The organism is Pseudoxanthobacter soli DSM 19599 (assembly GCF_900148505.1).
In the GTDB taxonomy this organism is placed as follows: domain Bacteria; phylum Pseudomonadota; class Alphaproteobacteria; order Rhizobiales; family Segnochrobactraceae; genus Pseudoxanthobacter; species Pseudoxanthobacter soli.
Window position 1 is genome coordinate 93545 of record NZ_FRXO01000002.1, and the last position, 22709, is coordinate 116253.

Sequence of the window (22709 nt, forward strand, 5' to 3'; positions counted from 1 at the left end):
GCCCGCGAAGGGACGAGCCGGGGCAGACACGAAAAAGGCGGGGCACGAGACCCCGCCTTTTTCTTGCGATGCGTTCGCTCCAGGGCGACGGACGACAGCCGGCGAAGCGACGTCGCCTGCCGACCGGGGCTTATTTCGCCCAGGCGGCGAGGGCGTCGTCGATGGCCTTGTCGCCGGTCGTGCCCTTGCGGACCGTCAGGATCGCACGCTTGCCGTTGGCGTACTGCATGGGAATGTCGATCCACTCACGGGTGCGCAGCAGCGTCATGTTGCGCTCGGCATCGGCGGCCGAGGCGGACAGCGCAATCCAGAACAGGCCGTTGGAGACCCGGGCCGACGCACCGGCGAGCGGATCGCCCCGGTCGGTCGCGGTCGCCTTCATGATGATGCCGGGCACGTTGGCGATGCCGCCGCCGGTGAACTTCGGCCCGAGTTCGAACGAGACCTCGATCAGGTGGCTGGCCGGCAGCGCCGCGTCGCGGTTCTTGCGGAACACCAGAGTGACCTTCATCGACCGGTCGGCGACGTCGATCGCCGCACGGACGATGGGCTCGGGCGCGCCGCCGCCGATCGATTCGTTGGTCATCGCCCAGGTCACCTGACCCGGGAACTGGCCGCCGGGGCTGTCAGGCGCGACGCCCTCCTCGAACAGCGTGGCCGTGGCCGGGCCCGGCGCTTCGGCAACCGGCTCGGACGCGGCCGGGGCGTTGTCGGTCGCCGCCGTTTCGGGCGCGGCGGGGGTCTCCGTCGGAGCCGGCGTGGCGTCGGGTGCCGCCGCCTGATTCGAATCGGCTGATGGCGCCGGGGTCTCGGACGCGGCGGGCGTGCCGGAATCTGCCGGAGCCGCCGGTGTCGAATCGGCGGAGGCCGCCGGCGGGGTCGCAGCCGGCTGCTCGGTCGGCAGGCGATCCTCGATCTTCGGGGTCTGCGTTTCCGTCGTCGCCGGGGTCGACGTTCCGGCCGGCGCGGTCTCGGTGGCCGGGGCCGAGGCGGTCTCAGTACCGGTCTTGCCGAAGCCGAGATGGTCGCGCAGCACATAGGCGCCGCCTGCCAGCACGACGACGAGAATGGCGACGATCGCGAGAATCAGGCCGCGCCGGCTCTTCGCCGGCTTGGCGGCAGCCGGCGTCTCATCCACCGGCAGGTGGTCGGAATCGATCCAGTCGTCGTCCTCGCGGCCGTCGTCGACGGATGGCGCGGAGATGCGGCCCGGCGGGGTCTGGGCGCGGGCATAGGGGCTGCGCTCGGCGGCAGGCGGCGCGGCGGAATAGGCCGGCTCGGGCGGCCGGGACTTCGGCGCGTAGGAAGGCTGCGGCGGAGCCGCATCCGCGTAGCCCGGCGCGGCGTCCGGCGCCGGGACCTCGCCCTCGTCGTCGACATGGGGCTCGACGAACGGCTCGACATCGCGCGGCGGCTGGCGCACCGGCGGCGGGGGCGGCTCGGCTTCGATGGCGGCCGGCGGCGCCTTGGGGGCCGCGGGGGGTGGCGTGGCGGGCTTCGGCGCGGCGGGGCGCGCGGCGGCCGGGCGGGCGGCCGGCGGTGCGTTCAGCGCGGAGCGGGCCGTCTCCTGCTCGATTCGGCGAACCGCCTCCTCAAGCGCGAGGCGCTGCTTGGTGATCTCGGAGGCGGGCAGAGGCGGATTGACGCTTTCGAGCTGCCTGACGAGCGCGGTCCTGGCCTTTTCATAGATCGCCCGGCGGGCCTGGCCGGTGTTCTCCGGCAACATCGCCACGGCTCGTTGCAGCACCGAGTAATAATCCGCCATTGCGTGCCCGATTTATCAGGCGCGTCGCCTCCAAGCGGGCGCGCGCGTCACGTGAGGACCATCCCGAAAAAGCAGGCCGGATCATGGCCGGACTCTGGCGGCGCGCGCAACCGCCGACAACGGCAATTGCGCGCGGAACCATCGTCCGCGCCGTTCCCGCCGCCGGAGGCCGGCGGATCGTCCGCTTTGCCGGGACTTCGGCAAGGGACCGGCGTCGCTCCGCCGCCCCTGCCCCGACGACCTGCTTTTACCCGCTGCTGCCGCAAGCACAAGACAGGCGGCGAGGCGACTGCCGGAGCTACGACGCCTTTCCGCTCTTGGGTTTAGTCTTGAAACGGGTCTTCGACAAGAATCGTGTCGTCCCGCTCCGGGCTCGTCGACAGGAGCGCCACCGGCGCGCCGATCAGTTCCTCGACGTGGCGGACATATTTGATCGCCTGCGCGGGCAGTTCCGCCCACGACCGGGCGCCCGCCGTGGTCTCGCGCCAGCCTTCCACGGTTTCGTAGATCGGCTCGACACGCGCCTGCGCCGCCTGGGAGGCCGGCAGGTAGTCGATCTCGCGCCCATCAAGGCGATAACCCACGCAAATCTTGATCTCGTCGAGACCGTCGAGCACGTCGAGCTTGGTCAGCGCGATGCCGGTGATGCCGGCGGTGCGGATCGTCTGGCGAACCAGAACGGCGTCGAACCAGCCGCAGCGGCGCTTGCGGCCGGTGACGGTGCCGAACTCGTGACCGCGGGTGCCGAGGAAATCGCCGATCTCGTCGAACTGCTCGGTCGGAAACGGACCCTCGCCGACGCGGGTGGTGTAGGCCTTGGTGATTCCGAGCACATAGTGCAGCGCCGAGGGGCCGACGCCCGAGCCGCTCGCCGCGGCGCCCGCCACGGTGTTGGACGAGGTGACGAACGGATAGGTGCCGTGGTCGATGTCGAGCAGCGCGCCCTGGGCGCCCTCGAACAGGATGCGGCGGCCTTCCCGGCGGGCGGTGTCGAGCACGCGCCAGACGGTGTCCATGTAGGGCAGCACCTTGTCGGCGATGGAGGCGAGTTCGTCATAGATCGCGGCGGGCGAGATTTCCGGTTCGCCGAGGCCGCGCCGCAGGGCGTTGTGATGCACCAGCAGGCGTTCGATCTTGCCCTTCAGGCCCTCGAGGTCGGCGAGGTCCATCAGGCGGATCGCGCGGCGGCCGACCTTGTCCTCGTAGGCCGGGCCGATGCCGCGCTTGGTCGTGCCGATGCGGGTGCCGGAGGTGGAGGCCTCGCGCAACGCGTCGAGTTCACGGTGCAGCGACAGGATCAGCGCGCAGTTTTCCGCGATGCGCAGGGTGTCGGGGGTCACGACCACGCCCTGGACGGCGAGCCGCTCGATCTCGCCCGCGAGCGCATGGGGATCGAGCACCACGCCGTTTCCGATGACGGCGAGCTTGCCCGGGCGCACCACGCCGGACGGTAGCAGGCTCAGCTTGTAGCTCACGCCATCGATGACGAGGGTGTGCCCGGCATTGTGGCCGCCCTGGAAGCGCACGACGACATCGGCACGCTCGGAAAGCCAGTCGACGATCTTGCCCTTGCCCTCGTCACCCCACTGGGAGCCGACCACGACCACGTTTGCCATTCCTGGAGCCTTTCCCTGGTTTCCGCCCTGCCGGCCCCCGCCGCCGTTGTCCGGCTGCGTCGGAGGCGCCTTTCTATAGAGCGCTTTGCGCCGCGATGAAATCATCCGATCGGCGGTGTCGCCCGCCCGCCACCCGCTGCCGGGGCCGGCGGCAGCGGTGCAGCCCGTTCGCCGCCATTCGTGCCGGCGCCCCATCCGGAGGCGCGACGGCATCCTCCGGGTCTGCTACAGCACGACGGAGGGAGTGGACAGCACGGCCCCGAGGCCGGCCATGTCCGAGATCAAAAAGCCCGCCGCAGAGGACGGGCGACGCGAATTCGCCCGGAGTGCCTGCCGATGCCTCCCGCCGCTGCAAAGCCGCCCGCTTCGAACCCGCCCGCGCATTCCGCCCCGGGCGGCCGCTCGCCGCTGAATTTCCTGGCGAACAACGCCTATCTGCTGCTCGCGCTTGCCACCCTGTTCTGGGGCGGCAACATGGTGCTCGGGCGGTACGTCGCCGGCCACGTTCCGCCGGTCGCGCTCGCGCAGGTGCGCTGGACGGCGGCCTTCCTGATCGTGCTGCCATTCTGCTGGCGGCACCTCGTGCGCGATATCGGCGAGATCCGCCGCCATATCGGGCTGATCAGCGTCATGTCGGGCGCGGGCATCGCCGCCTACAACACGCTGTCCTATGTCGGCCTGCAATATGCCACCGCCATCAGCGGCGTGCTCGTGGTCTCCACGGCGCCGCTGCTGATCGGGTTCTGGTCGTTCGTGCTCTATCGCGACCGCATGACACCCGCCCAGATCGGCGGCGTGACGCTGTCGCTGGTGGGCGTCGCCTTCATCATCGGCCGCGGCGATCCGGCCGTGCTCGCCCACCTCCGGCTCAATCCGGGCGATGTGCTGATCGTGGTCGCGGTGTTCGCCTACGCGCTCTATTCGGCGCTCCTGAAGCAGCGTCCGCAGATTCACCCGATGTCGTTCATCGCGGTCACCATGGGCCTCGGCCAGGCGATGCTGTGGCCGTTCTTCGCGTGGGAACTCGCCTCCGGGCTGCACCTCCATGCCGACGCGCTCACGTTCGCCTCGCTGGCCTATGTGGTGCTGTTCGCCTCGATCGCCGCCTATTTCGCCTTCAACCGCGGCGTGGAACTCATCGGCCCGAATCGCGCGGGGCCGTTCTTCCACCTCATTCCCGTGTTCGGATCCGCCCTCGCGGTGCTGTTCCTGGGGGAGCGACCGGCGTGGTATCACGGCGTCGGCTACGTGCTCATCCTCTGCGGGATCGCGATCACCCAGCGCCGCCGCCCCGCCGCGTGACGATGCTTCGTCCGGCGCCCACCGCGAACGGGCCGGCGCCGGGATTGATTTTTCGGGCCGGGAGGCGATCCGAACGGCCGCTTTCGCGTTAGGCCCTCGTTGCCGCCCGTCAGACCCGCGTGCCCCGAATCATGCCGCCGCAGCATGCCAAGGACAGCCTTTCCAGCATGACCCGATCCCCCCGCTCCGTCCGCCCGTCCGCGATCGTCGCCGTCTTCCTCGCCGCGCTCGTGCTGATACCCGGCATCGTACTGGCCCAAGCGCCGGCGACCCCTGCCGCGCCCGCACCGGCGGCATCGGCTCCGGCGGCCTCGGCTCCGGCTGCTTCGTCGACACAGCCGGCGGCGGCCGCGCCGGCACCGGCACCGGCACCGGCGGCAGCGCCGGCGCCGTCAGGCACGCCGGCCGCCGCACAGGCCTCGCCCGGCGGTCATGAAGGCGCCCCCCTTTCCGCCGACCTCGACGCGGTCATCAAGGCGCTCAAGGACGACACGTCCCGCGCGGCGCTCCTGAAGCAGCTCGAAACCCTGCGCGCCGCGCTTCCGAGCAATGGCGCCGCTGCGGCGCCGACCACAACCGACATGGTCAGCAGCGCCGTGCTGCAATATGCCGACCAGATCTCCGACAATGTCGGCGCGATCTACGGCCGGCTCGAGTTCGCGGTGCGCGCGCTTCCCAGCCTCTGGCACTGGGCGGGGACGTCGCTTTCCGATCCCGAGAGCCGCGCCGACCTGATGCACGGCGCCTTCATCGCCGCCGCCGCCCTCGCGGCTGCGATCCTCGCGTCCTATCTCGTGGCGCGTCTCCTCGCCCGGCTGCGCGAGGCGATCGAGGACCACGCCACACGCTCGCAGATCGGCGCCCGGATCGCGCTCCGGCTCGCCCGCATGGCGCTCGACCTGCTGCCGATCGCAGCCTTCGCCATCGCCGGCAGCGCCACCGCGGAGGTGCTGCGGCCGGACCGCGCCGTGCGGGCGCTGACGCTGACGCTGATCAACGCTTCGGTGGTGACCGGGCTGGTGGCGATCCTGCTCCGGGCCGTGCTGTCGCCGCGGCGCCCGGCGCTCCGGATGGTACCGCTCGACGACGCGACCGCGCGCAGCCTTTTCCTGTCGGTGCTGCGCATCGTGCAGCTTTCGGTGTGGGGCTATTTCGTCCTCAATTCGCTCTATCTGTTCGGCCTGCCGCCGCAAACCCGCTGGGCGCTGCTGTTCGTGCTCGGTGTCGTCATCATGGTGGCGGCCATCACCTTCGTGCTGCACTGGCGGTCGCATTTCGGCGCGTTCCTGCACCGCCACATCACGCCGGGCCGCTGGTACACGCCCCTCACCCGCGCCCTCGCCGAGGCCTGGTACGTCGTCGCCATCATCTACATCGTGCTGCTGAGCGGGGTGATGGCACTCCAGATCGCGGGCGGATTCGAATATCTGCTCCAGGGCGCGCTCGTCACCGCCATCGTCGTGGTGCTGGTGCCGTTCCTCAGCGCGCTCGCCAACCGCTGGGCGCGGCGCCCGGGCGCGGACGGAACATTCTTCGGCACCGAGCGCGGCCGTCGGCTTCGCCACCTGATCGCCCGCCTCGCAAGCGTGGTGTTCGTCGTGGCCGGGCTGCTGATCGTCCTCGAAAGCTGGCAGTTCGGCGTCATCCGATTCCTGATGTCGACGGGCGGCCGGGTGCTCTCCCAGGCGATCGCCTCGATCGCGACGGTCCTGATCGGCGCCCTCGTGATCTGGGAATTCGTCAACAACCTGATCGAATCGCGCCTCAACGTCGCGGATGGCGACGAGCGGGCGCTGAGTTCAAGGGCACGGACGCTGCTGCAGTTCGTCCGCAACATGCTGCTCATCACGCTGTTCGTGCTGGTGACGCTGATCGTGCTGTCGGAACTCGGCATCGACATCGCACCGCTGCTCGCCGGTGCCGGCGTCATCGGCCTCGCCATCGGCTTCGGCGCCCAGACGCTGGTGAAAGACGTCATCACCGGTCTCTTCATCCTGACCGAGGATCATATCCAGGTGGGCGACGTCGTTGATCTCGGCGGCAATTCCGGCGTGGTGGAAGCGATGTCGGTGCGCACCCTGCGTCTGCGGGACGGATCCGGCACGCTGCACATCATCCCGTTCTCCAGCGTCGACCGCATCAAGAACATGACGCGCGGCTTCACGTTCTCGATGTTCAATATCCAGATCGCGTACAAGGAGAACGTCGACCGGGTGATCGAAACCATCGCCCGGATCGGCAACGAACTCGCCGCCGACCCGAAATTCTCGCCCTTTATCGTCGGCAGCTTCGAGATCTTCGGCCTCGATTCCTTCACCGACAGGGGCTACGTCATCCAGGCTCGCTTCAAGACCCGCGCCGGACGGCAGTGGACGGTCAGCCGCGAGTTCAACCGCCGGCTCAAGATCGGGCTCGAGGCGGAAAACATCGAGACGCCGCAATCGGCGACCTCGATCATCCAGGTCGCGACCGCGCCGGACGGTTCGCCGAAGCCGATTCACCTCGCGCTGCCGCGGGACGCGATGATGGTGTCCGGCCGACCGGAAGGACGGTCGCCGGAAGTCGAGCTGCCAGACGAATCAGGCCTCGATGAGCCGCCGCCCCATACCCAGGCGCCGTGATCGCACCGGGCGGAAGCCGTGAAGCACACGGACGGCGGGTGACGCCGCCGGCCGCGGCCCGGTCATGCTGCATCGCAGCAACAGTGCCGCAGCCGTGACAAATCCGGCATTGCGGCGCATCAAAACCCTCTTTACCGAAAGGCTCCGATCGCCATAATCTTGTTACATGAAAACGGGCGCGATCGACATCAGACGGGCGGTCCGAGGCGATGCGGCGGCGATTGCCGACGTGCACGACGAGGCGTGGCGCCAAGCATATCGCGGCATCCTGCCGGGGGCCGAACTCGAACGCATGATCGCACGGCGCGGCCCGGCCTGGTGGGACAGGGCCATTCGCCAGCGCGTTTCCATCCTGGTGCTGGGCCACGAAGGCAACACCGCCGGCTACGTCACTTTCGGCCAGAGCCGGGCGCGCACCCTGCCCTATCGGGGCGAGATCTACGAACTCTATCTCCAGCCGGAATATCAGGGCCTCGGTTTCGGCAGCAAGCTGTTCGAGGCCGCCAAGGACGCACTGACGAGCCAGGGGCGCCGCAGCCTCGTGGTCTGGGCGCTGGCGGACAACGACGTCGCCTGCGCGTTCTACGAACGCCGGGGCGGGCGATCGGTCGGACGCTCGGTCGACCGCATCGGCGACGTGCTCCTGCAGAAGGTCGCCTACGGGTGGACGCCCGCGCCCCGCGCCTGAGGGTTTCCGCGGGCGGACGCCGCTGCCCGGCCGCTGTCGTTCGCCGCCCGGCTCGGACGAGGGCTGCGGCCCGGACCATCGCTTCTGCGGCTTCCGGACAATTCCATCCATCCCGATAATGCGCTAGAGCAAGGCCCGAGTGCGGGCCTCGCGTCGCGGGCGGCCTCCGGCCCGGCGCCTCTCCGGACCGGCAGGACACCACAGCGGCGCAGGGACCCGGGCCCCTCCGTCCCGAGACACCACTCTCAAGACGCACCCAAGGACCAGACGATGAACATCGACGCCGTGCCGATCGGCAACAATCCCCCGAAGGACATCAACGTCATCATCGAAGTTCCGATCGGCGGCGAGCCGATCAAGTACGAGCTCGACAAGGATTCGGGCGCGCTGTTCGTCGACCGCTTCCTCTATACGCCGATGCGTTACCCGGGGAATTACGGCTTCGTGCCCCATACGCTGTCCGACGACGGCGATCCGATCGACGTCATCGTCGCCAACAGCCGCCCGATCGTGCCGGGCGCCGTGATCAACTGCCGCCCCATCGGCGTGCTGGTGATGAGCGACGAGAAGGGCCAGGACGAGAAGATCATCGCGGTGCCGAGCAGCAAGCTCACCAAGCGCTACGACCGCGTGGAGTCCTATCTCGACCTGCCGGAAATCACCGTTAAGCAGATCGAGCACTTCTTCGAGCACTACAAGGATCTGGAACCCGGCAAGTGGGTGAAGATCGTGCGGTGGGACGGCGTCGAAGTCGCCGAGAAGATGATCGTGGAGGCCAAAGAGCGCGCCGCCGCGGAGGCCCTGCTCGGCAAGTGATGCCATAAGTGAGACCACGGGGCCGGCCCGCTCGGGCCGGCGTTTCGTGCACACCGGACGGGCGCCCGTTTCGCGTTCCGGGAGCGCCTATGCGCGCCGATGCGTTGTTGAAGACCGCGCGGATGGCCGTGGAGCCTGTCCTTGCCGATCGGATGACGCCGTCCGACGGAAAGCGATCTAGTCCGCCTCGTCCTCGATGCGCTCCATGTCCTCGTCCGACAGGCCGAAATGATGGCCGATCTCGTGCACGAGAACGTGGGTGACGACGGCGCCGAGGGTATCGTCGCCCTCGGCCCAGAAATCGAGGATCGGCCGCCGGAACAGCCAGATCTGATTCGGCATCCGGCCGGTGAACGGCACCGCGCCCTCCTGGGGAAGGCCGATTCCGACGAAGAGGCCGAGGAGATCGAACTCCGATTCGAGTCCGACGGAGGCGAGCGCCTCGGCGTCGGCGAAATCGGCGACGCGGAACACCAGCCCGCCGGTCAGCGCGCGGAACGCCTCGGGCAAAGCGGCGAACGCCGCCTGGGCGATGGCCTCGATATCCTCGATGGCGGGTGCCGCGCGATCGTGCCAGTCGTTGCCGCTCATGCCCGCGCTCCCATCGTCCCCGCCCTTCTCAAACCGCGAGCGTTCAGTTGCCGCGGCCGGCGCCGTAGAGTCCGACCGCCACCAGGAAGGCCGAGGCCACCGCGTTCCATCCCGCGAAGGAGAGTCCGAGAAGGCGGAACGCGGCTTCCGTGCAGCTCACCACCCGGGTGGTCTGCAGTTGCGACAGCAGGGCACCGGCGGAGGTCACCGCCGCCGTTCCGCCGCCGCAATCGGTCGGTCCCTCCCAGAACTTCCACTCCGCGCCCGCCTGATACACCGCCAGCACGAAGCCGTAGGCGAAGATGGCCGCGGCGACGAGCAGGAGGAGCCGCGACACGCCGCGTGGCAGCCGCATCAGCGACGCGAGCAAGGCGACCGCCGCGATCGGCAGCCCGACATAATAGGGAATGCGCTGGGACAGGCAGAGCGCGCAGGGCACGTAGCCGCCGATGAGCTGGAAGCTCCAGGCGCCGGCGATGGCCGCACCGCCGACGACGAGAAGCACGAATGAACTCGCGGTCTGGCGGCGTTGCGAAGAAATCATGGCCTGTCGGCTCCGGGCTCGATCGAGCAATCTCGATGGAATGTCTCGGCGGAAAGGATCGGTGGAAGCACTTGCGGCGGGGCGGCGAAATCACGCCCCGTCATTGAGGCGGCGTCAGGGCAGCCGCGGCGCCGGTCGTCAGATCAGGTAGCGCACGGCGAGGAAGCCGCCGATGAGGACCACGGCGAACACGGTCGTGACCAGTTCGAGGCGGTGCTCGATGAACTGACGGATCGGCTCGCCGTAGCGGCGCAGCAGCCACGCCTCGATATAGAACCGGGCGCCACGGGTGATGATCGAGAGCACGACGAACAGGAGGAAGTTGTAGCCCGCGAAGCCCGAGGCGATGGTGACGAGCTTGTAGGGGATCGGCGTCAGGCCCTTGATCAGGATCAGCCACGCGCCCCATTCCGCATAGGCGGCGCGGAAGGTGTCCATCTGGTTGCCGTAGCCGTAGAGCGAGATCAGCCACGTCCCGACCGAATCGTACAGAAGCATGCCGATGCCGTAGCCGACGACGCCGCCGAGGACCGATGTGAGGGTGCACCAGCCGGCGAGCTTGTAGGCCGCATCGCGGTTGGCGAGCACCATCGGCACCAGCAGGGCGTCGGGCGGAATGGGGAAGAATGCGCTTTCCGAAAACGAGACCAGACCGAGCGCAAGGAACGCATGGGGATGGCCGGCAAGGCTCATGGTCCACGCATAGAGGCGTCGCAGCATTCAGTTCACCCCGGCCGCCGGCCGGCCCCCGTTGGAGCATGTTCCGATCAAATCGAACCGGTTTGACCGAAAAGAACAGGCTCAGGCAATTCAATCCGGAGCGATCTTCCGCCGGAGCGATGTTCCGCCGCACGGACGGTCTCGCTCGCCCGGCGGCGTCTTCGCGCTTTCGGAAGGGCGGCGGCAGACCGCCATCGCGGGCGGGCTCCGGTCCGCCTCTCCCGGCCGGCGGGCCGGATTTGCAGATCTCGATGGCGGTTTGGTGGCCGTCCCCAAGACGCTATCGATCGGACGGTGTCGATCGAGCGCGGGTCGATGTGATGCGCGGTTCAGCGGGGCGCGCGATCAGCGCGGTGCACGCTTGGCGAGGATGCGCTGGAGCGTGCGGCGGTGCATGTTGAGCCGCCGGGCGGTCTCCGACACGTTGCGGTCGCACAGTTCGTAGACGCGCTGGATGTGTTCCCACCGCACGCGGTCGGCGGACATGGGATTCTCGGGCGGTGCCGCCTTGATCTGCGGATCGCGGGTGAGCGCGGCGACGATCTCGTCGGCATCGGCGGGCTTGGCGAGATAGTCGATGGCGCCGAGCTTCACCGCGGTTACGGCCGTCGCGATGTTGCCGTAGCCGGTGAGCACCACGGTGCGCACGTCCGGCCGCCGGTCGCGCAGGTACTCGATCACGTCGAGGCCGTTGCCGTCGCCGAGGCGCATGTCGACCACCGCGAAGGCCGGGGGCGCGGCCTCCACCTTGGCGATGGCCTCCTCGATCGATTCGGCCACGTCCGTCACGAAGCCGCGCTTCTCCATCGCCCGCGCCAGGCGCTGCACGAACGCCTTGTCGTCATCGACGATCAGGAGCGTGGGATCGGGGCCGGGAACAGGCGACGTATCGGACATGAGCGGAACAGACACTGTTTCGAACGAGGAAGACAAGGCCATCACGGACGCAACTTTCCGGCGGTTGAGGCTCGCAAGCCGGGTAGTCCGGAAGCCGGACCCGTTATAAGGGGTTCGCGCCAGATGGCAAAGCCGATGCGACACCGGATCATCTTGCGCGGCCCAATTCCGCCGGTTTCCGGCCGGACCGGTCGCCGCCGTGGTCGACGGCCGCCCTCGGCCAGACGATGGTGACGACCGCGCCGCGATCCGGCAGCTTGCGGTTGGCGAGCGACAGCCCGGCGCCGGTCCGCTCCAGCAGGGTCTTGGCGATGAAGAAACCGAGACCGAGACCGCCACGCTCGGCCACCTCCGGCCGCGGCTCGTCGGTTTCCTCCTCGCGTGCCCCGGGGCGCGTGGTGACATAGGGCTCGCCGAGACGCTCGATGATCTCGACCGCGAAGCCCGGCCCGTCGTCGGCGACCGTGATGGAGACCGTTTCGTCGTTCCAGGCGGCGGTGACCTCGACGCGCTCGCTGGCGAAATCGACCGCGTTCTCGATGATGTTGCCGAGGCCGTAGAGGATCGCCGGGTTGCGGGCGAACACCGGCTCCAGCCCGGGATCGCCGGCGCTGGCGAGCACGATCTCGACATCGAAATCGCGATGAGGCGCGCTCACCTCTTCGAGGAGCTGCGGCAGTTCCATGCGCTCCAGCGGGCTTTCCGGATCGACCCCCATGGAGGCGAGCTGGCGCAGGATGTCGCGGCAGCGGTCGGCCTGGGTGCGCAGCAGGCGGATATCCTCCGCGCGGCCGTCGCCGGGCTGAATCTCGCTTTCGAGTTCCTTGGCGACGAGGGCGATGGTGGCGAGCGGGGTGCCGAGCTGGTGGGCGGCGGCGGCGGCGAGGCCGTCGAGCGCGTTGAGATGCTGTTCCCGCGCCAGCACCAGTTCCGCCGTCGCGAGCGCATCGGCGAGCTGGCGGTTCTCCTCCGCCACGCGGAAGGCGAAGATGCCCATGAAGCTGAGCGTGGAGACCAGCGCGACCCAGATGCCGAGCGTGTAGGCGATGGGAATGCCGATCTGCTCGCCTTCGTACCAGGGCAAGGGCATGTGCAACCAGCCGAGCACGGTGGCGACCACCACCACCAGCGCGCCGAGCATCAGCGTGCGCGGCGGCGGCAGGGCGGTGGCCGAGATCATCACCGGGGCAATCAGCAGGAACGAGAACGGGTTCTGCAGGCCGCCGGTGAGAAAAAGCAGCCCCGCGAGCTGGAGCACGTCGTAGCCGAGCAGGACCATGGTCGCCCGCTCGGAGAAGCGCTGGCTCGACGGAAAGCGCAGCCGGAGCGCCAGGTTGACCCACGCCGACAGCGCGACCAGCGCCAGGCACCAGCCGGTCGGCAGCGGGAAGTTCATGATGAACCCGACGACGCCGATGGTGGCGGTCTGGCCGGCGATCGCCAGCCATCGCACCCGCACCAGCGTGTCGAGGCGGACGCTGCGGCCGTGGTGGCTCGGGGATCGGTCGAGGGCGAGCGACATCTCGGTTCTCCCGGGCGAGGCCCGGCGGGGCGATTCTCCCCGGGCGAAGCCCGGCGAGGCTTGAAGATGCCGCGCAGGCTCGCCAGCCGCCAGCGAAGCGGCGGGAACGGAGTGCGGCGCCGGAGCTTATTCGTCTCACCAGCCCGTCTGGATGACGGACATGCGCTCTTGTGGCCGATCCGGTGCGATTTTCCGGGTCGGCGATCGAGCGCGGCTCGACGGAATGGGCCCCAGCACGCTCTCTTAGAGCGCTTTCCGATCGGATGGAATCATCCCACCGACAAGAAATCGCTCAGATTCAAACCCTTGAGCATATCCTTGTCGTTCAGATCGGTGCGATCTGAACGGGATATGCTCTAACGCACAATCTCAGCGGCCGAAATAACTTTCCGCGGAAGAATGATAACCAATTCAATCTGTTAGAGGAACGGAGCGGCCCGTTACGCCCCCCGCGCCGCGGGGCAGGCGCGGCGGGACCGTCAGGCGGCATCCACCTGCGGCCCGGCGTCCGGCTCGGACTGTGGCCGTTTGCCGGGCCGGCAGGCCCGCACGAACGGCGCGACGCGCGCGCAGGCCCGCTCCAGCTTGTCGATCGCCTTCTCGCCGCGCTCCAGCGACCGGTCGAGCGCCTTCATGGTGCGCGGCAGGCCGGGATCGTCCTCGTCGAGCCACACCTTCAGCACATCGGCATAGGCGAGCCCGAGGCCCTTGGCCTTGAGGCGGCCGAGGGTGGACGTGTTCTCGATGCCGGCGGCGGCGAGCATCCAGTGCTGGCTGACGAGGCCGATGCGGGCGAGGTGGAGGGCGAGCCCCGGATCCCCGCGCGCGGCACGGGCAAGGCCGGCGATGCCCGCCTTGTAGGGGGCCAGCAGGTCGAGCCGGCGCATCACGACATCGAACAGGCGGTCGCGGCCGGGCTCGCCCGCCATCTGCGGGTCCGCACCTTCGATCACCTTCGCGTCGATGGAGGCGGCGAAGGCTTCGAGGATGGCGATGCGGCCGGAAAACAGGCCGCGAAGCTCGGCAAGTCCGATGCCGGCGCGGGCGGCGATTTCGGGCAGCGTGATGCGATCCCACGGCCTCTCGCCCGCGAGCGCCATCAACGCCTCGACGACCTGCTGCTTTTCCTGGTCCGTAGCCATGACGATCCGCTCCGTTTCACACGCCGGCCCACACCCTCAAGGGGAGATAAGCATCCCCCGCAGCGGCGCAAGCCGTGCCGCCGTGAAGGGACGACGCCGTACCGCGCCGCAGCTTGCTCCTGCCGCCGGCCGGTCCTGCTTCCGGCCGGAACCGGCCGGGATTCCCGCTCACCCCCTGGAGAGTTCGCGCGAACGGGCGGTGGCGGCGGCGATGGCCTGTTCCATCAGCGGAAACAGGCCGCCGTTGCCGTCGGGACCCATCAGCACGCCGAGGGCGGCGGCGGTGGTGCCGCCGGGCGAGGTGACGTTACGGCGCAGCACCGCCGCTTCCTCGCTGGCCCGCGCCAGGAGTTCGCCCGAGCCGGCCACGGTGCCGCGGGCGATGCGCATGGCGAGTTCCGGCGGCAGACCGGCCTCGACCGCAGCCGCCGCGAGCGTTTCCACCAGCAGGAACACATAGGCCGGACCGCCGCCGGAAACGGCGGTGACGGCATCGATCAGCGCCTCGTCCTCGACCCATTCGGCGATGCCGACCGCTTCGAGCAGGGCGGTGGCGAGCGTGCGCGCCGCCGCGTCGGCCCGGTCGTTGGCGACGAGCACGGTGACGCCGCGGCCGACCTGCGCCGGGGTGTTCGGCATGGCGCGCACCACCGGCCGGGCGCCGAGCGCCTGCTCGAAAGTGGCGATGGTGGTGCCGGCGGCGATCGAGACGACGATCGTCTCCGGTGTCAGCGCGGCGACGAGGCGGGGCAGCGCCGCGCCCATCGACTGGGGCTTCACGGCGACGACGGCCACGGCCGGCGCGAAATCGAGCGGGATCTCCGTTTCGTGGCGCACGCCCTGCCGCTGCAGGAATTCGCGCATCTCGGACGACGGGTTCGGATCGACCGCGACGATGCCGGCCGCCGGCAGGCCCTGCTCCAGCCAACCGGCGAGCAGGGCGCCGCCCATCTTGCCGGCCCCGAGAAGCAGGAGCGGCGTGGCTGCGTTAAGGGGGGACGACGTCATGGCGGGCCTCGCGGACAGGTTCGGGTCGGCGGCGCCTTCATCGCGCCGCGCAGGATCGATCCTGCGATATCACGAACCGCGCCGGCCGCGCACCCCGCCCGGCATCGCCGGGGCGAGGCGAGAGGGAGCAAACGAAAACGGCCCCCTCCGGTGGGAGAGGGCCGCGAAGGGATGCCGGGTGTGGAAGGCGAAGGGCGCGATCAGGCCTCGCCGACGGTTTCGAACAGCGAGGAATCGAGCGCCTCGCTCGCGTTCTTGCCGGCCCAGACCACGAACTGGAACGCCTGATAGTGCTGCTCGCAGTGGGCGAGCGCGTGGGACAGCATGCCCTCGATCTGGCTCTCGTTCGGAACCGCATCGCCGGCGAGCAGCAGGGAATGGCGGTACATCACCACGCCCTCCTGGTTCCAGAGATCGAAGTGGCCCATCCACATGCGCTCGTTGACGAGCGCCAGCAGGCGGCAGACCTCGGTGCGGCGGGGCTCGGGAACCTTAAGGTCGAAGGCGCAGGCGAGGTGAAGCGCCTCGAATTCGTCGAGCCAGGAGAACGACACGTGATAGTCGCACCAGTTGCCCTTGACCGAGACGGTGATTTCGTCGTCCCCGGAGCGCTCGAAGCTCCAGTCATTGGCCAGCGCCACCTGTTCGATGTGGTCGACCGGGTTTGAGGAGCGTTCGAATTCTTCGATGTCGATGAGGCTCATGACCGTTCCTCTCGTGTTCGAGGAGGCGCACGGCGCAGGGCACGCCGCAGCCAGGAAGCCGCCAGCCGGTCCCGCCGGATGCAGGGTCCGGCCGATCGTCCCCGGAGCCGAGGGGTCGGCCCGCAGGGATCTCATGAACACCTCACCGGGCCTCGCGACAGCATGGCCAACGATGAAGCGCGAATCTCAGTCAAGACCGACTATAACGGCTTATTGCTCGCAAATGCGAGAAACATTCCAACCGGCCGCCGCGACCTTAAGGCCGGACGAGGCGACGGCGCCGGACGGGCGATGGATCGGGACGGCTCAGATCGCGGTGCCGGTCGGTTCGTCGCTCTCGACCGCGGGGGCCGGCGCGGCGGCGGCAGAACCGCCCTCGAGCTTGGCGACTCGGGCTTCGAGATCGGCGATCGCGAGCTTCAAGGCGTCGTTCTCGGCGCGGGCCTTGGCCGCCATCGCCTTGACCGCCTCGTGGTCCTCGCGGCTCACCACATCCATGTCGGACAGGAAGCGCTCGGCCTGGGAGCGGAACGCGGTCTCGACCTCGCGGCGCACGCCCTGGGCGGCGGCCGCGGCATCGGTGGCGAGCTTCGCGAACTCGTCGAAAAGGCGATTCGAGGTCTGGGTCATGTCTCGTCCACTCCGAAGGGGCCGGCGCCCGGCCGAACCCGCCGCGCCACCGTGATCACGCCTGCCTCGCACGGCTCACGCCGATCCGCAACCGTCTCAAGGCCGCGCAGGCCGGATCGTAGCCGCTGCACATGGCGAAGAGATGGGGACCGGCGCGGCGCGCGGCAAGTTCGCACCAGCATTTCGGTCCGGAACGGCCCGAGACGACCTTCGAGCCGGCGAACGGGGAGCCTAGACTTGGCGATTGCGCTCAGGGCAGCGGCACGGGGCGGCGGTCCTCGCCGATGGCGACGAAGGTGAACGTCGCCTCGGTGACGCGCTGCGCGTCCTCCTCCTCCCGTCGGCGGCGCCAGGCCTCAACCGCGATGCGCATCGAGGTGCGGCCGGAGGAAACGATGCGCGCATAGAGGCTGACCTCGTCGCCGACGAACACGGGCTTGAGGAAGCTCATGCCGTCGACGGCGATGGTGGCGCAGCGCCCGCGCGCCCGGCGCACCGCGACATTGCCGGCGGCAAGGTCCATCTGCGCCATCAGCCAGCCGCCGAAGATGTCGCCGGCCGGGTTGGTATCGGCCGGCATGGCGATGGTGCGAATCACCGGCATTTCATTGGGCGGGCAGTCGCGCTCCGCCGCTTCGCCCGCCGTTTTCACGTCGCCCGCGCCACCGTCCGCCATCGCCACCCCTTGGAGCCGCCCACCGCCTGGAATTGAACCGGTTCCAAGCTGCACGAGCCCGCGGCGGCCGTCAAATCGCGGGCCTTGAGGCTGCCGCGCGGCGCGGATCTCAGGGGGTCGGACGGGAGATCGCGGGTGGACAGGCTGCGACGGCGATATATTCTGTCGGATATATCGCCCGAGCGCCCCACGACGGGGCGTGCCCATCCGCCGGTCCGCGAGCGCGGGCTTTTCCCGCGATCAACACCCCTGTCCGGAGCCCGCCGATGCCATCCTTCCCTGCCCTCACCGGTCCTGCCCCCGCCTTCCGGGCGCGCATGGCCCATGCTTTCGGCGCGGCGATGGTCGTGGCGGCCGCGCTTCTCGCTCCGCTTGGCGCGCAGCCCGCGCAGGCGGCGGGCGACACCGTGACCGTGTTCGCCGCCGCGAGCCTGAAGAACGCGCTCGACGCCATCGGCAAGGACTACGAGGCAGTGACCGGCAACAGCGTGAAGACCTCGCTCGCGGCCTCCTCCGCGCTCGCCAAGCAGATCGCCGAAGGCGCGCCGGCCGACATCTTCATCTCCGCCGACGTGCCGTGGATGGACTCCGTCGCGGAGAAGGGTCTCCTCAAGGCGGGCACGCGCGCGGATCTGCTCGGCAACGCCATCGTGCTGGTGGCGCCGAAGACCTTCACCGGGACGGTGGACCTGAAGACGGGCATCGACATCGCCGCGCTTCTCGGCGACGGCCGGCTGGCGATGGCGGACGTGAACGCGGTGCCGGCGGGCAAGTACGGCAAGGCCTCGCTGACGGCGCTCGGTGCGTGGGACGGGGTGAAGGACCGGCTGGTGCAGGGCGAGAACGTGCGCGCGACGCTCGCCTTCGTCGCCCGCGGCGAAGCGCCGCTCGGCATCGTCTATGCGACCGATGCCGCGGCCGAGCCCGGCGTGAAGATCGTCGCCACCTTTCCCGCCGACAGCCATCCGCCGATCATTTATCCTGCCGCGATCCTGAAGGACGCACAGGGCAAGGCGACGGAAGGCTTCTTCGCCTATCTCCAGTCGGCCGAGGCGGCCAGGCGGTTCGAGGAACAGGGCTTCGTGGTGCTGAAGCAGCCGACGCAATAGGCGGCGAGCGGACGGACGGGATCGGACGCAGACGGGGGGACGGCGTGAGCGTTGACGGGCCGGAAAGCCGGGGTCTCCGGGGGCGGACATGCTAGAGGGCGCGGCCGGCTTTTTGACACCGGACGAATGGAGCGCGCTCCATCTCAGCCTCAAGGTCTCGCTGTGGGCCACCGCCGCCAGCCTGCCGTTCGGCATCGCGGCGGCGTGGCTCGTCGCGCGCGTGCGGTTTCCCGGCCGGATGCTGGTGGACGGCCTGATCCACATGCCGCTGATCCTGCCGCCGGTCGTCACCGGCTATCTGCTGCTCGTGACGTTCGGCCGGCGCGGACCCGTCGGCGCCTTCCTCGCGGAGCATTTCGGGCTGGTGTTCTCGTTTCGCTGGACCGGGGCCGCGCTCGCCTGCGCGGTGATGGGCTTCCCGCTGATGGTGCGCGCCATCCGGCTTTCGCTGGAAGCGGTCGATGCGCGGCTTGAGGAAGCCGCCTCGACCCTCGGTGCCGCCCCGGCGGCGGTGTTCGCCACCGTGACGCTGCCGCTGATGGCACCCGGCATCCTCACCGGCATGGTGCTGGCCTTCGCCCGCTCCATGGGCGAGTTCGGCGCGACCGTCACCTTCGTCGGCAACATCCCCGGCGAAACCCAGACGCTGCCGACCGCGATCTATTCCTTCACCCAGGTGCCGGGCGGAGACGCGGCAGCGCTGCGGCTGACGCTGATCTCGGTCGCCGTTTCGTTCGCGGCGCTGATGCTGTCCGAACTCCTCGCCCGTCGCGCGCGGCGACGGCTCGGTCTCGGGTAGAGGGCGGATCGGTACGGTATCCCGCGCGAAGTCGGTCAGGAACAGACCATCCGCCTCCGGCTCCACCGGAATTGGGCAACGCAATGGCGTGGTGCGCTTTGCCCGGCCCGCAGTGACAGCTAAGCTGCCGAGAAATTGGGGTGACGTGTCTCGTCGGGGGAAATGCGTATGCGTCGCGAGAAGATCGAAGCCGGCAAGCGCAGGCGGGGTCGCGCTTGCCTTCTGTCCGGCACGCTGGCCGGATTCGCGCTGGCTGCCGGCCCGGCGCCCGCGGCTCTGGCGGGCTGGAATCTCTACGACGGCTATACCGAGTCCTACACGATCCCGTTCGTCTCGGGCCCCGTTATGGGCTCCCTTAACTATGCCAACGGATTGACGGGCATGTTCGTCTCCGCCTCGATCAACAACTCGGCTCCCGTCACGCTTCAGGTCGACACCGGATCGCAAGGCGTCGTCATCCCGCAATATCTGCTGCCGGGGTTCACCCAGTCCACCTCCCAGCAGACCATTGCCTATTCCACTTCCGGCAACACCGCCGTGGGAACCTGGACGGTCGCCACCATCGCCTTCCCCGGCAGTTTCGATGCCGCCGGCAATGTCGCGACGGCGACGCTGCCGATCTTCGTCGCTCAGACCGCGAACGGTTCTATCGACTGCACCAACGCGCAGACGGGGAAGGACTGCTATTTCATGATGGGCGTCGGCTTCGGCCGGCCGGATAACGGCTGGGGTCCCGACTATCTCCCATCGCTCGAAAACAACGCGCTGCTGCACATCGCCGGGATGGACGAGGGCACCGTGCGTGCCGGCTACATCCTCACGCCGACCGGCATCCAGGCCGGCCTAACCGCGGCCAACACCAGCGGCGACTACGCCTATCTGAAGCTGAAGCAGGAAAACATCGCCGGCCAGGAAGGAACCCAGTGGCAGACACCGCCGGGGGTCGTGACCATCACCGATGAGGCGACCAAAAAGAGCACCTCGGTTGGCACGATGATCCTGATGGACACCGGCATCTCGCATACGGCGGGCGGGCTGGATGCCAAGTTCAAGAACGACTCGACCTACGTCGTCACCGTCGACATGCTCGGCGGCGTCGGTGTCGTCGGCTACTCCTTCAAGGGCACCGGATACGCGCTCAAGGGCTACGATTATCTGTGCCAGAGCGATTGCGGCTTCACGCCCTGGTATGCGGCCGGCATGACGGACTCCGGCAGCGGCGACCTGTTCAATGTCGGCGTCCACTCGATGGCCGGCTTCAACTATCTGTTCGATGCGGCCGGAGGTTATCTGGGGCTCGAAGCCAACGGCAACGCCTCTGGCGGCTACCTGAACCCGACCCTCGTCACCCAGGACAAGATCAGCTTCGACACGCCGTTCTATACCAACCTGCCGATCTACGTTTATGGCGACACCACCATGACGGCGAGCAGCACGGCGACCTTCGACGGCATCGTCGAGGGACTGGCCGGCCTCACCCTCGCCGGCGGCGCATTCACGCTTGCCGGCGGTGCGGACCTGCCGAACGGCCTGTCCGTGACAGGCGGTTCCGCCCTCTTGCAGGGCACCGTGCTGGCGCCGATCACCACGACGGGGAGCGGCTCGGTCACCAATGCGGCGACCCTGGTCGGCAACGTGGCAAACGGCGGCACCTTCCGGAACAACGCCTCCGTCAAAGGCAACATCGTCAACACCGGCACGCTGACGAACACCGGCGTCATCGGCGGCAATGTCTCCAACACCGGCAGCTTCGAGAATACGGCTGGCGCGACCGTCGGCGGCAGTGTCGTCAATGGCGGCACCTTCCAGAACAACGCCTCCGTCACGGGCAACGTCGTCAACACCGGCACGCTGACGAACACCGGCGTCATCGGCGGCGGCGTCTCGAACACCGGCAGCTTCGAGAATGCGGCTGGCGCCACCGTCGGCGGCAACCTCGTCAACACCGGAATGCTGTCGAACGATGGCACCATTTCCGGCAGCGTCCAGAGCAACGGCACGCTGGTCGGCAACGGCACCTATGGCTCGCTCACGGTCTTCGGGTCGGGGGTGGTGTCGCCGGGCCACTCGATCGGCACGATCACGGTCAACGGCGCCGTCGATATCAAGCCAAACGCGACCTATTTCGTCGAACTCGGCGCGAACGGCGCCAGCGACCAGATTGTCGCGGGCGGAGCGGCGGCGATCGAAGGCGGCACGCTGGTCATCACGCCCTATGCCGGCTACACGCCGGGCTTCACGAGCTTCGCCCCGATCACCGCGGCCGGCGGTGTGACCGGTGATTTCGCCACCGTCTCCGCGCCGGCCTTCGGCAGCCTGACCGCCACCTATCCGTTCCTCGCCGTGATCGCCCGCAGCACCGGCACGGCGCTCCAGGTCGACGTGGTCCGCAGCGACGTGCCGTTCACCGCCGCCGCAATCACGCCGAACCAGGCCGCAACGGCGAGCCGTCTCGACGGCCTGACCGAGGCCTCCGCGATGCTCGGCCCCGTGGCGAGCCTCAACCTCACGACGGTCCCGGCCGCGCTCGACGCCCTCTCCGGCGAGGTCTATGCCAGCGCGGAGAGCGTGCTGATGGACCAGAGCGCTTTCGTGCGCAACGGCGTGCTCGGGCGGCTGCGGCAGGCGTTCGACGCACCGGGCGCAAGTGGCGTCGATGCCGCCAGGGCGGCGGCACCGATCAAGGGAGTGCCGTTCACCGTCTGGGGCGAGGGCTATGCCGGTTGGGGCCAGACCAGCGGCACCGCCAGCATCGCCAGCGACACCCGCTCGATCGGCGGCTTCCTTGCCGGTTTCGACTACGCGCCCGATGCGGCGTGGAGGATCGGCATCTCCGCCGGCTACAGCCAGAGCACTTTCAAGGTCAATGCACGCTCCTCCTCCGGCGACAGCGACAACTACGATCTCGCGGTCTACGGCGGCGGAACGCTGGCGAAGCTCGGGCCTGGATCGCTCGCGCTCCGCGCTGGCGCGGCCTATTCCTGGCACGACCTTTCCGCCAACCGTGCCGTTGCCTTCAGCGGCTTCGCCGACAGCCTGTCCGCCGACTACCAGGGCAATACCGCCCAGGCGTTCGCCGAACTCGGCTATGGCGTCGATTTCGGCCGCACGCCGATTGGCGATGCCCGCGTGGAGCCGTTTGCCGGCCTGTCCTACAGCAAGGTCTCGACGGATTCCTTCACCGAGACTGGCGGCCCAGCCGCGCTTTCGGTCCGCTCGGGCACGTTCGACGATACCGCCTCCCAACTCGGCCTGCGCGCCTCGACCAGGCTGCCGGTTGCCGCCAACGGCGCGTATCTCGATCTCCACGGCATGGTCGGCTGGCAGCACGCCTACAACGACACGACGCCCACCATCGGCGCGGCCTTTGCCGGCACGGGCGCGGCGTTCGCCGTCTCCGGCGCACCCATCGCCGACAACAGCCTGCTCGTCGGCGCTGGGTTTGACGCCGTCATCACCGACAATTTCCGCTTCGGCATCTCCTATTCCGGCCAACTCGCTTCCAACACGCAGGACAATGCCTTCCAGGGAACCCTCTCGATCCGGTTCTGAACCCGGC

At 69.0% G+C, this 22709-nt stretch carries 19 protein-coding genes; 7 read left to right on the forward strand and 12 right to left on the reverse strand.

Annotated features, from left to right (window positions below; translation table 11 throughout):
- Positions 1 to 130: 130 nt before the first annotated feature.
- Together BUF17_RS04910 and BUF17_RS04915 are read right to left on the reverse strand one after the other, a co-directional pair.
- Positions 131 to 1765, reverse strand: a complete 1635-nt coding sequence (locus tag BUF17_RS04910; protein ID WP_073626234.1) for a hypothetical protein — start codon at positions 1763 to 1765, stop codon at positions 131 to 133.
- 323 nt (positions 1766 to 2088) lie between these two features.
- Positions 2089 to 3381, reverse strand: coding sequence for an adenylosuccinate synthase (locus BUF17_RS04915; protein ID WP_073626236.1), 1293 nt, complete (start codon positions 3379 to 3381; stop codon positions 2089 to 2091).
- Positions 3382 to 3717: 336 nt separating this feature from the next.
- Here BUF17_RS04915 and BUF17_RS04920 point away from each other — a divergent pair, with 336 nt between their 5' ends.
- From BUF17_RS04920 to ppa, 4 genes are all read left to right on the forward strand, one after another.
- The gene (locus BUF17_RS04920) at positions 3718 to 4683 is read left to right on the forward strand and encodes a DMT family transporter (RefSeq protein WP_084564050.1); all 966 of its coding nucleotides are present in this window, start codon (positions 3718 to 3720) and stop codon (positions 4681 to 4683) included.
- Between the two features lie 167 nt (positions 4684 to 4850).
- Entirely contained in the window at positions 4851 to 7304 is a 2454-nt protein-coding gene (locus BUF17_RS04925; protein ID WP_175563613.1) for a mechanosensitive ion channel domain-containing protein, read from the forward strand.
- A 166-nt stretch (positions 7305 to 7470) separates the two neighbouring features.
- On the forward strand, positions 7471 to 7992 hold the full coding sequence (locus BUF17_RS04930; RefSeq protein WP_073626240.1) for a GNAT family N-acetyltransferase: 522 nt from the start codon (positions 7471 to 7473) through the stop codon (positions 7990 to 7992).
- A 270-nt stretch (positions 7993 to 8262) separates the two neighbouring features.
- The gene (gene ppa / locus BUF17_RS04935) at positions 8263 to 8808 is read left to right on the forward strand and encodes an inorganic diphosphatase (protein ID WP_073626243.1); all 546 of its coding nucleotides are present in this window, start codon (positions 8263 to 8265) and stop codon (positions 8806 to 8808) included.
- Positions 8809 to 8985: 177 nt separating this feature from the next.
- On the opposite strand, the gene BUF17_RS04940 is transcribed toward ppa, so the two are convergent.
- The 10 genes from BUF17_RS04940 to BUF17_RS04985 all read right to left on the reverse strand — a co-directional run bounded on the left by BUF17_RS04940 (position 8986) and on the right by BUF17_RS04985 (position 17170).
- Positions 8986 to 9399, reverse strand: coding sequence for a metallopeptidase family protein (locus BUF17_RS04940; RefSeq protein ID WP_073626244.1), 414 nt, complete (start codon positions 9397 to 9399; stop codon positions 8986 to 8988).
- Between the two features lie 43 nt (positions 9400 to 9442).
- Complete coding sequence (locus BUF17_RS04945; RefSeq protein WP_073626246.1) at positions 9443 to 9943, reverse strand: disulfide bond formation protein B; 501 nt, start codon at positions 9941 to 9943, stop codon at positions 9443 to 9445.
- 138 nt (positions 9944 to 10081) lie between these two features.
- A complete protein-coding gene (locus BUF17_RS04950) occupies positions 10082 to 10663 on the reverse strand; it encodes a YqaA family protein (protein ID WP_073626248.1) in 582 nt (193 codons plus the stop codon).
- 345 nt (positions 10664 to 11008) lie between these two features.
- Entirely contained in the window at positions 11009 to 11560 is a 552-nt protein-coding gene (locus BUF17_RS04955) for an ActR/PrrA/RegA family redox response regulator transcription factor (RefSeq protein ID WP_073627111.1), read from the reverse strand.
- 148 nt (positions 11561 to 11708) lie between these two features.
- Positions 11709 to 13082: an ActS/PrrB/RegB family redox-sensitive histidine kinase gene (locus BUF17_RS04960; RefSeq protein ID WP_073626250.1), complete on the reverse strand. Its 1374-nt coding sequence runs from the start codon at positions 13080 to 13082 to the stop codon at positions 11709 to 11711.
- A 479-nt stretch (positions 13083 to 13561) separates the two neighbouring features.
- Positions 13562 to 14224, reverse strand: coding sequence for a hypothetical protein (locus BUF17_RS04965; protein WP_073626251.1), 663 nt, complete (start codon positions 14222 to 14224; stop codon positions 13562 to 13564).
- 168 nt (positions 14225 to 14392) lie between these two features.
- Positions 14393 to 15232 carry a pyrroline-5-carboxylate reductase gene (gene proC / locus BUF17_RS04970; protein WP_073626253.1) on the reverse strand — a complete coding sequence of 280 codons (840 nt, stop codon included), beginning with the start codon at positions 15230 to 15232 and terminating at the stop codon, positions 14393 to 14395.
- Positions 15233 to 15432: 200 nt separating this feature from the next.
- Positions 15433 to 15936, reverse strand: a complete 504-nt coding sequence (locus BUF17_RS04975) for a type III secretion system chaperone family protein (RefSeq protein ID WP_073626255.1) — start codon at positions 15934 to 15936, stop codon at positions 15433 to 15435.
- Between the two features lie 306 nt (positions 15937 to 16242).
- Complete coding sequence (locus tag BUF17_RS04980) at positions 16243 to 16566, reverse strand: accessory factor UbiK family protein (protein ID WP_073626257.1); 324 nt, start codon at positions 16564 to 16566, stop codon at positions 16243 to 16245.
- A gap of 250 nt (positions 16567 to 16816) precedes the next feature.
- A complete protein-coding gene (locus tag BUF17_RS04985; protein ID WP_073627114.1) occupies positions 16817 to 17170 on the reverse strand; it encodes an acyl-CoA thioesterase in 354 nt (117 codons plus the stop codon).
- Between the two features lie 389 nt (positions 17171 to 17559).
- Between BUF17_RS04985 and modA the strand changes: the two genes are divergently transcribed.
- From modA to BUF17_RS05000, 3 genes are all read left to right on the forward strand, one after another.
- Positions 17560 to 18351, forward strand: a complete 792-nt coding sequence (gene modA, locus BUF17_RS04990; protein ID WP_084564220.1) for a molybdate ABC transporter substrate-binding protein — start codon at positions 17560 to 17562, stop codon at positions 18349 to 18351.
- Between the two features lie 88 nt (positions 18352 to 18439).
- Positions 18440 to 19150: a molybdate ABC transporter permease subunit gene (modB, locus tag BUF17_RS04995; RefSeq protein ID WP_073626258.1), complete on the forward strand. Its 711-nt coding sequence runs from the start codon at positions 18440 to 18442 to the stop codon at positions 19148 to 19150.
- Positions 19151 to 19318: 168 nt separating this feature from the next.
- Positions 19319 to 22702: an autotransporter outer membrane beta-barrel domain-containing protein gene (locus BUF17_RS05000; protein ID WP_073626260.1), complete on the forward strand. Its 3384-nt coding sequence runs from the start codon at positions 19319 to 19321 to the stop codon at positions 22700 to 22702.
- Positions 22703 to 22709: the final 7 nt, after the last annotated feature.